The organism is Cyclobacterium qasimii M12-11B (assembly GCF_000427295.1).
GTDB lineage: Bacteria > Bacteroidota > Bacteroidia > Cytophagales > Cyclobacteriaceae > Cyclobacterium > Cyclobacterium qasimii.
Window position 1 is genome coordinate 45,384 of sequence record NZ_ATNM01000018.1, and the last position, 13,625, is coordinate 59,008.

The window sequence follows — 13,625 nt, forward strand, 5'->3', positions numbered from 1 at the left end:
AAGTCGTGATTTTGTCAGCATTGTTGCAGAAAGAAAGCAACAATGCCGCCAAATCCATGTGTTCGTATTTCACTTTTCCATGCGTTAAAACCCATAGCTATTGATTTTATCGTTCTTTTTATAAAGCGTTAGGTGGAGCTATGCAGTAGGATTCGCGATAGCCTGTCCTTGCTCAATCGGGATTGTTAGAATCACTTTAAAAATGGCAACTCTAATGTCCATTATAACTTCGTGCTATTACCAAGGTTTTGCTGAGTTCTGCAATAACCACATTTTCGCATATGGATGGTCCTTACTTTGTCCTGCAGGAATAAATTGGGTATCCTCAAGTGAGGATATAGCCTGCTCATAATTGACCAAATAATTTGGGTCCAGGTTAGGAGTAGGATACATGTACCTGACCGGAATAGCCGCACCAAATTGGGTTACTGGCCCTGCCTCTAATACTGGATAGCCTGTTCTTCTCCAATCAAACCAAGCTTGAGGGTTTTGCCAGTTGGCTATCCATTTTTGTTCTATGATTCGTTCTGCTTTATTGGTGCTTTTAGCATAAGAAACTGCTTCCTGATCGTAATAGGTTTCAAAATTGAAGTCCCCTGAATTCGATAGAATGCCATATTTCTCCATTGAGGCAGAAATTGCTTCTTTGTAATGTGCTTCTGGATCATTGGCCCCAAGCCCACCTAAGAGTGCTGCCTCAGCCATCAGAAACTTTATTTCACTATAGGTCACCAGGTTCATGTTTACGTAGCTGTCTTGGTTTTTTCTATACCTCTCATGCAAATAAGAAATGTAAGGGCTTCTCTCAGGGTGATACCCTTCTTCGTCATTCCCCTTATTGTACGACATGGCTTCCACTATAGGGAGCCCAACCGGTAAGCCTACATATAAATTGGTATTCACCTCTACTCCAGCAGGAGCTGGTTTAAACCGAACTGTAGCTGATTCACCAAGAATATTAGTTACAACTGAATCCTTTTCTACCGTCACCTCAGCATCCCATTTATACTGAACAGGTAATACCCAACGGTATAGTCGAGGATCGTCTAAGTCAATGAGTTTATCTACGAGTGTTTGCGCAGGCTTTAACAATAAATTAGGGTTTGGACTGTTTAGTGGTCCTCCAGGTGTAGCGTTATTTTCATCTGTTCCAAGAAAATCAACTTTTGCATCATCACTATTGTCCATAAAGGTATACTGCGAAGCCTCATTGAATTCTTTATCCAAGTCAATTCCCAAGGAAGCCATGTCCGACTTTTTGTTAATCAATCGCATGCTGTACCGCATTCGCAAAGCATTGGCAAACCTTCTCCATTTTTGAGCATCTCCACCATACATTATATCCGAGGTAGCGTTTACCAGATCTTTGGCTGGATCCAGATTTTGGAGAATGGCGTCAGCTTCTCTTAAGTCTATTAATATGCCATTATAAACATCTTCTTGCCGATCATAAACAGGGAAAAAGACATCATTATTGGCTTGTAAAGCGCTGGAATAAGGAATATCTCCATACAGATCAGTCATGAGACCATAATGAAACGAACGAATAATTAAGGCTATTCCTTTGAAGAAGTCATTGTTTTCTTCTACTGCATTCTCATAAATAACTTGATTGTTCCTGAGTATATCAAAATAGCTGTTCCAGGATTCGTGTCCCCAACCATAGAAATTAACAACTACAGCACCTTCATTGGTGCCCCGTTGTACATATTGCATTGCCCCAGCAATTTTGGAATTTTCATAGCCCAGATTGTGATAGGTTTTGGCTGTATTTGACAATACATAGGTCAGAATATAATTGGATGACACCTGTTCAGGACTATTCGGGTTCATGTTTACCTCGGTGAGGTCCTCACAAGCCCAAAAGGCCGTAATCAATCCAATACAAAGTATATTTTTTAATAGATTTTTCATGGCTATTCTTCAGTTAAAATTCAGCATTTAATTTCAGTCCCAGAGAACCGGTCCACGGCATTACATTGTAATATTCCACTCCTTGTATCCAACGGTTACCAGTTTGCCTAAAGGCTCTTTCAGGATCTACCCCATTTCCTGCTTCGGTCCAAACAAAAAGATTGTTACCTACCACTGAAAGTGAAGCGCTTCTCAAACTAATTTTATCCAACCAACTTGTTGGCAACTGATAAGTGACAGCTATTTCTCTTAATTTGACATAAGTGGCACTGTAGAGGTTTCTGTCAGGAAAAGGCCTGTGGGCATACCTGTATGCCTGAAAAGGGTTAAGCCATTGGGTGGTAGCTCCGCCCAAATTTTCTATATAGACGATGTTGCCTTCTGCGTCCCTACTTTCGCGTACACCCACATTAAAGCTCGCATCTTCCTCTCTGAAATTGGCTTCATCACCAGGCCATGGAAGACCTCCATAGGCTGCGTTTCTTCCCCCTATCCATTTCCCAAAATAAGCTTCAGGGTTTTCCTTGACCTGATCCTCAATTGGTCTTCCTTCGTCGTATGAGACACCCGAAAGGGTCTCTTCCAACATCCCATTGTTTCCTAAAAACATCATCGTATTGGAATAAAACTCTCCCCCTTGTCTCCAGTCTATATTGGCATATAAACTAAAATTCTTGTACCTAAATGTTGGTTGAAATGACAACATGAGGTCGTGATTGAAATTCCCGATCTTCACCAAATTATTTACATCCTGGTCCGCCTGGTACAATCCACTTCCAGTAAGTACCGGATACCCGAAGTAGGCCGACTCCTGGTCTTTAACAGTGAGTACCGGGCGCATGTATATGTCACCGATATCTCCACCTACATAGGTTCTCAATTCGGCACCACTGTAGGAGGTGAAATTAAAATAGGTAATCCCATCTGCCAGCTCCTTGATGCTTGTGCGATTTCTGGAGAGATTTACATTTAAGTCCCACCTGAAATCTCCTGCAATAATCGGGGTAGTACTAATCCCCAATTCAAAGCCACGGCTTTCGACCAATCCAGCATTGATTAATTTACTGCTGGCACCAGACTCGATGGGAAGGTCTATTGGTAAAACCTGATTTTTATTGGCTCTGACATAATAGGTCGCCTCTATTCCCAATCGATTATTAAAAAGAGAAATATCCACACCTGCTTCTGAGGAAGTTGATATTTCAGGTTTCAGGGAAGCATTTCTCAATAGCCCGCCCATGTACATGCTTTTTGCTGTTCCCCAGTCTAATGCGGTTCCAAATGTTGGCACCAAACTATAAGGTGCCACATCATTACCAACCTGGGCAATGCCTGCCCTAAATTTAAAAAGATCCACGTAAGAAGGCATTTCAACCATTTCTGAAACGATGGCACTTAAAGAAACAGATGGGTAGAAATAAGAACGATTTTCTATAGGTAAGGTACTTGACCAATCGTTTCTCGCAGTGATATCAAGGAATAATTTATTCTGGTAACCTGTAGACAATGAGCCATAAATACCATAAATCACTTTCCAGAAATGTTGGCTATCGTAGGACACCGTTCCTGGTGCACCATTCGCAATTGTATACAACATCGGGATTACCAATTGACCCGCATTATTGTCTACATAACTGTACTTTTGTTCCATTCTATTTGCCCCTGCCAAAGCGGTTATGTTCCAGTCTTCGTTAAAGATTTTCTGGTAATTCATCATGAAATCCAGGTTATTCTCTTTATTGAAATTATTTCTTATATGGTAACCTCCATTGATCTGGTCATAATTATTATAGGCAATAATCGCCTCTTGTTGTTCTTCATAGGAATCCCTCGCATAACGGAGCAACATGCTTAAATTGTTGGTGACGTCATAATCGAGCTGTAGCTTACTTACAGTTCTATTCCTATCAAAACCGGTAGGATTTTCATTGACAACGAAATATGGGTTGTTTTGCTTTTCCTTGTATTTCCGCTGCAGTATACCTTCAGATCCCGGAATCCAATATTGTTCCAGATCTAAAATATTCACCTGTGGACCAGTTTCAAAAAGACTCCTAACTGGGGAAGTTCTACCACCGTCAATAATCGGCCGGTTATCAGATCCGGATTCTGTGATATTTATGGTTGCAGTTGCTCTTAATTTATTGGTAATATTATAGTTGGTGTTGAGGCCTATGGTAAGTCTGGAAAAATCTGTATTTGGAATAATTCCTTTATTCGCCATGTTCCCGACTGACAATCGGAAGCTACCTTCGTCATAATCTCCATTGACAGCTATATTATTGGTATTTGTATAGCCTGTCTGAAAGAAGTCTTTAAAACGATCAGGATAAGATAAAAGTGGTGCAGGCTCACCATTGCTATTCCATTGCACCCACTCCTCTCCTACATCCAGCTCTGGTCCCCAACTCTCGTTTTCACTTTCTTCAAATACATGTGCGCCACTTTTTCCAGAGGCGAATTCATTTTGAATTGGCAGATACCTAAAAGGGAAATCCATCACCACTGAGGAGTTAACGGCCACTCCAATGCCTTTTCTTCCCGATCCAGATTTGGTTGTAATCAATACTACCCCATTACCAGCCCTTGAACCATATAAAGCGGCAGCACTCGGACCTTTAAGAATCGATACATTTTCGATATCATTGGGATTGATGTCTGAAATGGGATTCCCCATGTCCGCACCGCCAAACCCATTGTTCAGCTTATTGGCTACCGGTACTCCGTCAATTACAAAAAGCGGTTGATTGTCACTGTTAAGAGAGTTTCCACCTCGAATAATGATATTAACTGATGAGCCAGCAGCACCATCCATTTGAGATATTTGTACGCCCGCAACTTTTCCAGCCATGGCATTTAAGACATTGTTTTGTGGTGTTTCTGTAAGGTCTCTTCCATCTACACTACCTACTGAGTATCCAAGGGATTGTTTTTCTCTTTTCACCCCCAAGGCAGTAACCACTGCTTCTTGAAGGGATTTCATGTCTTCCAGCAAGACAATGTCGATTATCTCTCGATTCCCGACAGTTACCTCCTGTTTCTCAAAACCTATAAAAGAAAAACCAACACGGCATTTTCTCTATCAAACTCTAAATTATAATTCCCATCCTGATCAGTAATTGTTCCGGATGAAGTTCCTTTTAAGAGTACTGTAACTCCCGGAAGTCCCAAACCATCGACGTCAGAAGTAACTTTTCCTCTAACCTTCTGATTAGCGATTACCTGGTATTGGTTTGGCTGAATACTGCCATTGTCAAGGGAGGCAACCTGAATTAGGTCGCTGTTGTCAGAGACAAGCCTGGCCAATTCTGCCATACTACTGCCAGAGTGTTTATCTTTAGGCACAATTACATAGGACCCCCCTTTTTGTTTTACAAATGAGAGTTCATAGGGGCTAAGCAGCCTTAAGAGATTTTTCTCAAGTCCCTTTTCCAAATCGATTAATGTACTGTCTACCGAAAGGTTCTTTATCATTCCATCGGCGAATAATATATCAGCTTTATAAAAAACTTTAAGCTTATCAAGCGCATCAGCTAAGGCTATATCGTATTGATTTTTGGCCAATGAGAGATGTGCCAATTGCACGGGCTTTATGCCAGTGGCATGGGCAGTTGTGAGTGGACCATAATGCAAAAGGGAGCAAAATGTCCAAACCAATAGCGAAAAGGGTAAAATCTTTTTCATATCAGATTTAGGGTTTTAATAATTGACTTAATGTTTTGGTTAATCTGGTTTATACAGAAGTGTTTATATTTGTGTAGTTATTTAAAGGAATCACATTATTTAAGGTCAGTTCTTGATTCGGTAAAGAAAAATTGAAAATCATTTTTGTTTTGAAGTATCTTTTGAAAATAAAATTGTTAGTCCATAATGCTAGTCCAATTCAATAAACCGAAAGCGTTTCTCTTCTATTTCCATGGATATGCCTAACACCTGAGCTACTGCATCAGCAAATTCTTTGGCATCTTCGGATCGGAAAGAACCAGACAAGGTTCGTTTTCCAATGGAATCACCAGAGATTTCTACCTCAACACCATAATTATCGCTTATAATGCGCGCAATATCAGTAAGGCTTGTCTGATCAAATACATAGCGGTACTGCTTCCATGAAGCGAATTCCTCTGGTACTTTTACTTTTTCTTTCTGAAGGATCCCATCATCTTCCATCCGCACTTTTTCGCCTGGTTTCATTACAATTGACTCCTCCCCAGTAGCATTATGCTTGATCAATTCAACCTTTCCTGACTTTAGTTGCACCTCCGTATTGTGTCGACGGTTATACACAGTGAATTCTGTTCCGTGAACGACTACATCCAAGCCATTCATCGTTTGGACAATGAATTTGTTTATTGGGTCGTGGGTAACGTTGAAGGAGGCTTCACCTGTCAATTCGACTTTTCTCGAATTGGCAAGAAATGCAAATCTCGGGGCCTTCAATTCGCTGTTCGCATTCAAATACACTACAGTACCATCATAAAGTGTAACAGTGGCCAATTCCCCATAGCCTGTACGGTAAGTCTTAACCGTAATTCCCTTATAGGTACCCAAAAACAATAGCCCAAAAAGGGTAAGGGATGCTACTAAAAACAACTTTATAGAACGGTGTTTTTGAGGTTTCCTAACAAACACTGAAGTAATACCTGCGCTTGTACCTGTCTCACTTTTATCCCTAAAGGTTACCAATGCCTGTTCCGTATCTGTGAGGTATTGGGGATTCTTTCTTTCCCATTCCTCCAGGTAGGCATAAAACACTTCCTCATTCGCTGGGGATTCATTCACCCAATCGTCTATCCATTTCTTTTGGATCACGGAAACTGAACCCTTGAAATAATTAAGTAATAATTCCTTTATCGTATCTTTATCATGCATTGTTGATCGTGTTATTGGTTAGCTGGTAAGGGCAGTTTGCAATTAATGGGCAATTTTGCCCTAAAGCAGATGGGTAAACACCAGTGTGAAAATCAACCACTTGTCTTTTAACAAATGTCTTATAGCTATTTTTGACCTATACAATTGCGTTTCTACTGTCCTTACAGAAAGCGCCATACCCATTGCGATCTCTTTCATTGATTTCCCTTCAAATTGGAACAAGAGATAAATTTTTCTCCGTTGACTAGGTAGCGTTTCTATGGCTTTTTCAAAATCCTGATAAAGCTCTTCATATTGGGTTATGCTATCAGGTTGATAGGTCTCTGCAATTCTCGGTTCTGGTGATGTCGCCAAGTCTCCTTTTCGAGCCAAATCAAATTTTAGGTAATTGAATCCTCTATTTCTTACCGCCTTAAATAAATAGGAACGAATGGATGTTGTAATGGTCAAGAATAATTTTTGGTCATAGAATTGAGCAAGCAAGTCTGAAACAATGTCTTGCGCAACTTCTTTAGATCCCACAAATCGGACTGCGTGGGAACAAAGTGGCTGGTAATACCTCCTAAAAACCAGCTCCATACCTTTGGATGGCTCTTCTTTTAAAGCATGCCATATTAGCTGTTCGTCCTGAATTGCTTTTTTAGACCGCTTTTGAGGAGGTATTTCCTCTGAATCTTGCCTGGATGTTGACAAAATACGCGTAACATTTGCTGCTGTTTTGAATTGTGGCATTGGTATTTGGGTTTTTTTATTGCCTGTCTTTTAGTAAGACAATTAAAGACCCCTATACTACTTACAAAAGTTGAAAAATATTATTCGTTTTATGATAAATATCTCAATTATTATACGATTTAAAAGGAGTTTATCCGAATGTTAACATTTGGTTATTTAAAAAATACCGAATTTACTTCTAATAGGGTTTTATCCTTTTGCTAAAATCGAAAAAACTTAACTTGATAGAATATGAACAGGTGATCCTTTGTGTTTTTAATACAGATAAAATTATTAATCAATAGTTTATTTCAAATGAACCCCCTTTTTTATATGCTTCTATTTTTAGCAAGCATTTGAAATTTTACCCGAAACGTTTACATAAAAAAAGCTAATTATAAATAAAAGCCTTCTTTACTGTTATACATCGACCAGTTTATCGTCATTTAAGTACAAGATGAAAACGAAAGAATTTAAAGAAAGGGTAATTTCAATGTCGGAGCGGTTGTATCCAATGGTGTCAAGGATGTTAGGCAATAGCACCAATGCTGAGGATGCCATTCAGGAAATAATGATCAAGTTATGGGAGCGACGTAGACAAATTAAAAACCATCCCAATCTTCCAGCCTTTATTTTCCTGACGGCAAGGAATCATTGCCTTGACTTGATCAAAAAGAAAAAGCCTCCAGAGGCTTCATATGATGTTCAAACGCAGTTATTGGCATCTGCACCAGAACACGATTCTTTCGAATGGAGAGAACTCAAGGGCAATATAGAGAAGGTATTGGAACGTCTTCCGGAACAACAGAAGGAAGTCATGATTATGAGAGATTTAGACGGCATGGAATTTACTGAAATTGCCGAATTGACAACATTAAGAGTGGACCATATTAGGGTTCTTTTGTCCAGAGCGAGGCAACAAGTGGCGATAGAACTCCAAAAAACATACAGCTATGGAAAAGGGGGAATTAAAAAATTGATGGAAAAGTATGCTGCAGGACACAGTACACTTGAAGAAGAGGAATTACTTATCAAAAATTCAACTGATAATGAGTCAATAGAGACACAATGGTTCAAATATGTAAAAGGAAAAAAGCAAAATCCAAAGACAGGTTTTAATGATAAAATTTGGGAGGCCATTAAGAAAAAGAAAAAAGAGGCTAACCAGAAAGCTTATAATTGGTGGTATGTCGATAGCAGCGTCCCTCCTATTTCTGTTGTTTTACTTAAGGCCAGCGCCAATCCCAGAAACGAAAAGCCTTGCAGAAAAAGAGGCTTTATTAAAAGAGGCTTTGGCTATGTTTGAAAACAACACCATTAAAACAAATAATAAAAAGGTGCTCTATGAAGACGAAATAATCATCATTTACAGTACTTCAGAATAATTACGACAAAATTTAACCTTAAAAACAAATCACAATGAAATACCTTCTATTAGTTGTCGGCATAGCCCTTGTACCATTTTCTAGTATCACGGCTCAGGAAACCAGTAAAGATGTTAAGGAAAAGCTGGAAATCACTATTAAAGACAGTGACAATCCAGATGTCTATATTGATGGTAAAAAATACGACCATTCTATTATTGACCTATTGGATAAAGATAAAATTGCATCCATCGACGTGCTTAAAGGAGAGAAAGCATTAAAAGAATACAATGCGCCAAATGGTGTTATCTTGATTAAAACCAAGTCCAAAAATCCAGATCCCGTTAAATTTAGATTTCGAGAAGGGGCTAACAATGAGACAGAACCTCTTATAATAATTGATGGAATTCCCACAAGCAAGGCACACAGGGGAAGCTCGATCCTATTGACATAGATTCCATAAACGTATTGAAAGGAGAAGAGGCTGTGAAAAAATATAATGCGAAAGGCGGAGTAATAATTGTCACCACAAAAACCGCTGCAAATTTGAAAAAAAAGAAAGAATAATACTGTTAGTCATTTAAAAAAACGCACTTATTAACTGTTTATTTAGATTTTTAAAAGGTTATTCAATCATTAATTTGGCAGGTCAGCAATGGCCTGCTTTTTTACTTTCTTTCTAAGAACCTATAATGGCTTCACCTTTCATGATTTTTTCTAAACAAGACTGAAATTTATTTGTTGTGTTCAGACATCCTAGCGTCTTAGGGTTTGGGGGAATACCTGATAAACAGGTAATTCAATTGGCAACGCTATCCTAAAAAGGCACTGAATTGGCAAAAAAATGGTAAATTGGAATTATTGCCCATAGAATATTTCTCTATTTTTATCAAATCAGTTTACTTGACAAACTAATTTGAACTCCTTTAGCAACAGGTTCGTTGTCAAATTTGTACCGGAAAAAATAACGTGTCAATGGCAAAGGTCATTGCTTACTCCTTAGAAAATCAATAAATGAAGCCAAAACACATATTCATTATCTCCTCCTTAATCGCCCTCATTTGTATTTCTGCAATTTCCCAATATATGCCATCTATTTTATGGATATTGTGGCTGGTGGTACCTATAATTATTTTAGGATTGGTAGACATTATTCAGACCAAACATACTATTAGAAGAAATTTTCCAGTAATTGGAAACTTCAGGTACCTATTGGAAGACATCAGGCCGGAAATCATGCAGTATTTTGTAGAAACGGATACTGAAGGGAGGCCTATCAACAGGATATTTCGTTCATTGATCTATCAAAGGGCAAAGAAGGCCAATGATACGACCCCTTTTGGGACACAAATGGATGTATATGCAGCTGGTTATGAATGGATGGATCATTCTATTTATGCCAACAACCATGCTGATGTACAACGGGAGTCCAGGATTTTGGTAGGTGGGGAAGCCTGCTTAAAACCTTATTCTGCTAGCATTCTGAATATTTCAGCCATGAGTTTTGGTTCCCTTAGTAAAAATGCCGTTTTAGCAATGAATACAGGAGCTAAAATTGGAGGATTTGCACACAATACCGGTGAAGGGGGTATTAGCCCTTACCACAAACAACCTGGAGGAGATTTAATTTGGCAAATTGGCACCGGCTATTTTGGTTGTAGGACAGAGGCCGGCAATTTCTGTGAGGAAAATTTCCAAAAAAACTCAACCATGGACAATGTGAAAATGGTCGAGATTAAAATTTCTCAAGGTGCCAAACCGGGACATGGTGGAATACTTCCTGCTTCCAAAAACACAGAAGAAATTGCTGCTATTCGCCATGTAAAACCCCATACAGATGTTCATTCTCCTCCCAAACACAGCGCATTTGACAGTGCTGAAGGCTTGATGCATTTCATTCAAAAGCTAAGGGATTTGTCTGGAGGAAAGCCCATAGGATTTAAAATCTGTATAGGCAAAAAAGAAGAGTTCATCGAGTTATGTAAAGCGATGGTTTCGCTTGGAATCAAACCCGATTTCATCACTATAGATGGCGGTGAGGGAGGTACAGGTGCCGCTCCAATCGAATTTTCCAATTCTTTAGGTATGCCTTTAAAAGATGGGCTTTCCTTTGCCATAGATACCCTTAGAGGATTTGACTTAAAAAAAGACATTAAGGTTATCGCTTCTGGCAAGGTTTTAAGTGGGTTTGATATTGCTCGGGTGATAGCAATGGGAGCAGATATGGTCAATAGTGCAAGAGCAATGATGATGGCAACAGGTTGCATTCAGGCTTTGCAATGCAATGTTAATACCTGCCCTACGGGAGTAGCTACTCAAAATAAAAGTTTAATGGCAGGCTTGGTGGTTGAAGACAAATCCCAAAGAGTAGCTAACTTTCATGAAGAAACGGTGAAAAGTTTTATTGAGCTTATTGCAGCTTCGGGCATTCGAAAAACGGAGAAATTAAACAGGGAACATATTAATCGCAGAATTGGGATGAACCAGGTTTTGAAATACAGCGAAATTTATCCAGAAGTCCCTGAAGGTTCTTACTTAGAACATATGATGAATGGCGTTAAAGAAAAGGTTATTGAAAAATAAACCAACTTCATTAATCATCAAATAAAGCCAAGGCGTTAATTGATCATTTGTTTTCCTATTTGGATTGCTTTTAAGAAAGTCATGATTGATATTCACGACTAGGTATACAATTTATTAAGGGGTATAGATAAATCCGGAAATTATGCAAACAATACTAGGTTCAGGTGGTGCCATAGGTACTGAATTGGCAAGGGCGCTAAAAACTTATACGGACGAGATAAGGTTGGTTAGCAGAAACCCGAAAAAGGTAAATGATACTGATGAATTATTTGCTGCAGACCTTTTAGACCCCAAGGCTTTAGAGGCAGCTATTCACGGATCTTCAATTGTTTACATTACAGTTGGATTTGCTTATAGTTATAAAGATTGGGCTGAAAAATGGGTGCCTTTTATTGAAAATGTGATCAATTCCTGTGCACAGTCGAATTGCAAATTGGTGTTTTTTGACAACATCTACATGTATGATTCAGACTTTCTCAATGGCATGACGGAGGAAACACCCATAAACCCACCAAGTAAAAAGGGAGCCGTCAGAGCTAAAATTGCTCAAATGATTTTGGATGCAATAGCTTCCAAAAAGATACAAGCCCTTATCGCCCGATCCGCAGATTTTTATGGCCCTTCCATCTCAAACAATAGTCTTCTTACTGAAACAGTATTTAAACCGCTGAGCCAAGGTAAAAAAGCAAATTGGCTGGTAAGCGACCGTTTCGCGCATTCATTTACCTATACTATCGACGCAGCCGTTGCCACAGCATTATTGGGCAACACTGAAACGGCTTATGGTCAGGTCTGGCATTTGCCAACTGCCTCTGCACCATATACAGGCAAGCAATGGATAGAAAATATAGCCAAGGAATTAAATGTTTCTGCAAGAATCCAACTGGCACCTAAATTTTTGGTAAAAATAATGGGCCTATTTAATCCCATTATGAGGGAATCTGTGGAAATGCTCTACCAATATGACAGGGATTATGTATTTAATAGCAGTAAATTTGAAAAAGCTTTTGATTATACCCCTACACCCTATGAATTGGGAATTAAAAAATAATCGAGACCGATTATAGGTGATCGGGAGAAGTGCAAACACAGGAACATGGAATTATTTGAACGCAAAATAGATCCAACTAAAAACCTTTTACCTTTTGGTGGAACCGTAAATTATTATGGGAAAATATTTGATCAAAAAAGAGCAAATGAATTCCTCTCAATTTTGATGCAAACCATCGAATGGAAAAATGATGAAGCCATAATTTTTGGTAAAAAATCATAACCAAAAGAAAAGTAGCATGGTATGGTGAAGAAGCATTTGAATACACTTATTCTAAAACCACCAAATCGGCATTGCCATGGACGCAGGCCTTGCTTGAATTAAAGCATTCAATAGAAAACCTTACTGAAGACACTTTCAATTCCTGCTTATTGAATTTGTACCATGATGGAAATGAGGGAATGGCCTGGCATAGCGATGGAGAAAAGGACCTGAAAAAACAAGGAGCCATTGCTTCACTAAGTTTTGGAGCAGAAAGGAAATTCTCTTTTAAACACAAAGAAACCAAAACCAAATCAGAGCTGATTTTAGAAAATGGAAGTTTGTTAATAATGAAGGGAGACACACAAACCAATTGGTTACATCGCTTGCCCCCTTCAAAAAGAATTATAAATCCAAGAATTAACCTGACTTTTAGGACCATTTTTAGTCGCTAAATCACCTACTAAAAATGAGCTTTAACGAAATTTAAGTGCTGTGCCCCTTAATGAAATTAATTCATTGTTCAACTGATAAAGTTCAATAATATAATTGAACTTTATAATCGAAAAAAAATAACATTTACCCATTTCACATAAACCCATGAATTGGATTCTTTTAATTATTGCAGGTCTTTTTGAGGTAGCTTTTGCCTCCTGCTTGAGTATGGCAAAGGCCTCATCAGGCAAGGAAATGTATGGCTGGTATGGTGCCTTTTTACTTTGCCTGACCATAAGTATGGCATTATTGATACGCGCTACACAAAGTTTACCGATAGGAACAGCTTATGCGGTTTGGACAGGTATTGGGGCTGTAGGGACAGTCTTGGTGGGTATATTTTTCTTTAAAGAACCGGCTCATTTCTGGCGATTGTTTTTCATTTTCATGTTGATAGGTTCCATAATTGGTTTGAAGGCAGTCTCGCATTGAAACAA

The 13,625-nt window shown here is 38.8% G+C and carries 12 protein-coding genes; 7 read left to right on the forward strand and 5 right to left on the reverse strand.

From position 1 onward, the window contains the following. Window positions 1-237 precede the first annotated feature (237 nt). The 5 genes from ADICYQ_RS01800 to ADICYQ_RS01815 all read right to left on the reverse strand — a co-directional run bounded on the left by ADICYQ_RS01800 (window position 238) and on the right by ADICYQ_RS01815 (window position 7,515). Window positions 238-1,914, reverse strand: a complete 1,677-nt coding sequence (locus ADICYQ_RS01800) for a SusD/RagB family nutrient-binding outer membrane lipoprotein (protein ID WP_020890213.1) — start codon at window positions 1,912-1,914, stop codon at window positions 238-240. 13 nt (window positions 1,915-1,927) lie between these two features. Continuing rightward, window positions 1,928-4,966: a SusC/RagA family TonB-linked outer membrane protein gene (locus ADICYQ_RS01805; RefSeq protein ID WP_081652269.1), complete on the reverse strand. Its 3,039-nt coding sequence runs from the start codon at window positions 4,964-4,966 to the stop codon at window positions 1,928-1,930. Then, the gene (locus ADICYQ_RS25645; RefSeq protein ID WP_020890215.1) at window positions 4,963-5,598 is read right to left on the reverse strand and encodes a carboxypeptidase-like regulatory domain-containing protein; all 636 of its coding nucleotides are present in this window, start codon (window positions 5,596-5,598) and stop codon (window positions 4,963-4,965) included. Before ADICYQ_RS25645 ends, ADICYQ_RS01805 begins: the two co-directional genes overlap by 4 nt. A gap of 189 nt (window positions 5,599-5,787) precedes the next feature. Further along, a complete protein-coding gene (locus tag ADICYQ_RS01810; RefSeq protein WP_020890216.1) occupies window positions 5,788-6,783 on the reverse strand; it encodes a FecR family protein in 996 nt (331 codons plus the stop codon). Between the two features lie 60 nt (window positions 6,784-6,843). Beyond that, window positions 6,844-7,515, reverse strand: a complete 672-nt coding sequence (locus ADICYQ_RS01815) for a sigma-70 family RNA polymerase sigma factor (protein ID WP_020890217.1) — start codon at window positions 7,513-7,515, stop codon at window positions 6,844-6,846. 436 nt (window positions 7,516-7,951) lie between these two features. Here ADICYQ_RS01815 and ADICYQ_RS28040 point away from each other — a divergent pair, with 436 nt between their 5' ends. The 7 genes from ADICYQ_RS28040 (at window position 7,952) to ADICYQ_RS01845 (ending at window position 13,620) form a co-directional block, all read left to right on the forward strand. Further along, a complete protein-coding gene (locus ADICYQ_RS28040; protein WP_020890218.1) occupies window positions 7,952-8,800 on the forward strand; it encodes a GFO_1088 family ECF-type sigma factor in 849 nt (282 codons plus the stop codon). Between the two features lie 113 nt (window positions 8,801-8,913). Next, window positions 8,914-9,312 (forward strand): hypothetical protein, encoded by a 399-nt coding sequence (locus tag ADICYQ_RS01825; protein WP_020890219.1) that lies wholly within the window; start codon window positions 8,914-8,916, stop codon window positions 9,310-9,312. A 560-nt stretch (window positions 9,313-9,872) separates the two neighbouring features. Continuing rightward, the gene (locus ADICYQ_RS01830; RefSeq protein WP_040413954.1) at window positions 9,873-11,441 is read left to right on the forward strand and encodes an FMN-binding glutamate synthase family protein; all 1,569 of its coding nucleotides are present in this window, start codon (window positions 9,873-9,875) and stop codon (window positions 11,439-11,441) included. 142 nt (window positions 11,442-11,583) lie between these two features. After that, window positions 11,584-12,492, forward strand: a complete 909-nt coding sequence (locus ADICYQ_RS01835; RefSeq protein WP_020890221.1) for an NAD-dependent epimerase/dehydratase family protein — start codon at window positions 11,584-11,586, stop codon at window positions 12,490-12,492. A gap of 45 nt (window positions 12,493-12,537) precedes the next feature. Beyond that, a complete protein-coding gene (locus ADICYQ_RS29480; protein ID WP_020890222.1) occupies window positions 12,538-12,714 on the forward strand; it encodes an alpha-ketoglutarate-dependent dioxygenase AlkB family protein in 177 nt (58 codons plus the stop codon). Further along, window positions 12,711-13,148, forward strand: a complete 438-nt coding sequence (locus ADICYQ_RS01840) for an alpha-ketoglutarate-dependent dioxygenase AlkB family protein (protein ID WP_316929254.1) — start codon at window positions 12,711-12,713, stop codon at window positions 13,146-13,148. Before ADICYQ_RS29480 ends, ADICYQ_RS01840 begins: the two co-directional genes overlap by 4 nt. 145 nt (window positions 13,149-13,293) lie before the next feature. Continuing rightward, window positions 13,294-13,620: a DMT family transporter gene (locus ADICYQ_RS01845; protein WP_014022996.1), complete on the forward strand. Its 327-nt coding sequence runs from the start codon at window positions 13,294-13,296 to the stop codon at window positions 13,618-13,620. Window positions 13,621-13,625: the final 5 nt, after the last annotated feature.

Coding starts and splice junctions, on each gene's coding strand:
- ADICYQ_RS01800 (WP_020890213.1), bottom strand. CDS start 1,914: ATGAAAAATCTATTAAAAAATATACTTTGTATTGGATTGATTACGGCC.
- ADICYQ_RS25645 (WP_020890215.1), bottom strand. CDS start 5,598: ATGAAAAAGATTTTACCCTTTTCGCTATTGGTTTGGACATTTTGCTCC.
- ADICYQ_RS01810 (WP_020890216.1), bottom strand. CDS start 6,783: ATGCATGATAAAGATACGATAAAGGAATTATTACTTAATTATTTCAAG.
- ADICYQ_RS01815 (WP_020890217.1), bottom strand. CDS start 7,515: ATGCCACAATTCAAAACAGCAGCAAATGTTACGCGTATTTTGTCAACA.
- ADICYQ_RS28040 (WP_020890218.1), top strand. CDS start 7,952: ATGAAAACGAAAGAATTTAAAGAAAGGGTAATTTCAATGTCGGAGCGG.
- ADICYQ_RS01825 (WP_020890219.1), top strand. CDS start 8,914: ATGAAATACCTTCTATTAGTTGTCGGCATAGCCCTTGTACCATTTTCT.
- ADICYQ_RS01830 (WP_040413954.1), top strand. CDS start 9,873: ATGAAGCCAAAACACATATTCATTATCTCCTCCTTAATCGCCCTCATT.
- ADICYQ_RS01835 (WP_020890221.1), top strand. CDS start 11,584: ATGCAAACAATACTAGGTTCAGGTGGTGCCATAGGTACTGAATTGGCA.
- ADICYQ_RS29480 (WP_020890222.1), top strand. CDS start 12,538: ATGGAATTATTTGAACGCAAAATAGATCCAACTAAAAACCTTTTACCT.
- ADICYQ_RS01845 (WP_014022996.1), top strand. CDS start 13,294: ATGAATTGGATTCTTTTAATTATTGCAGGTCTTTTTGAGGTAGCTTTT.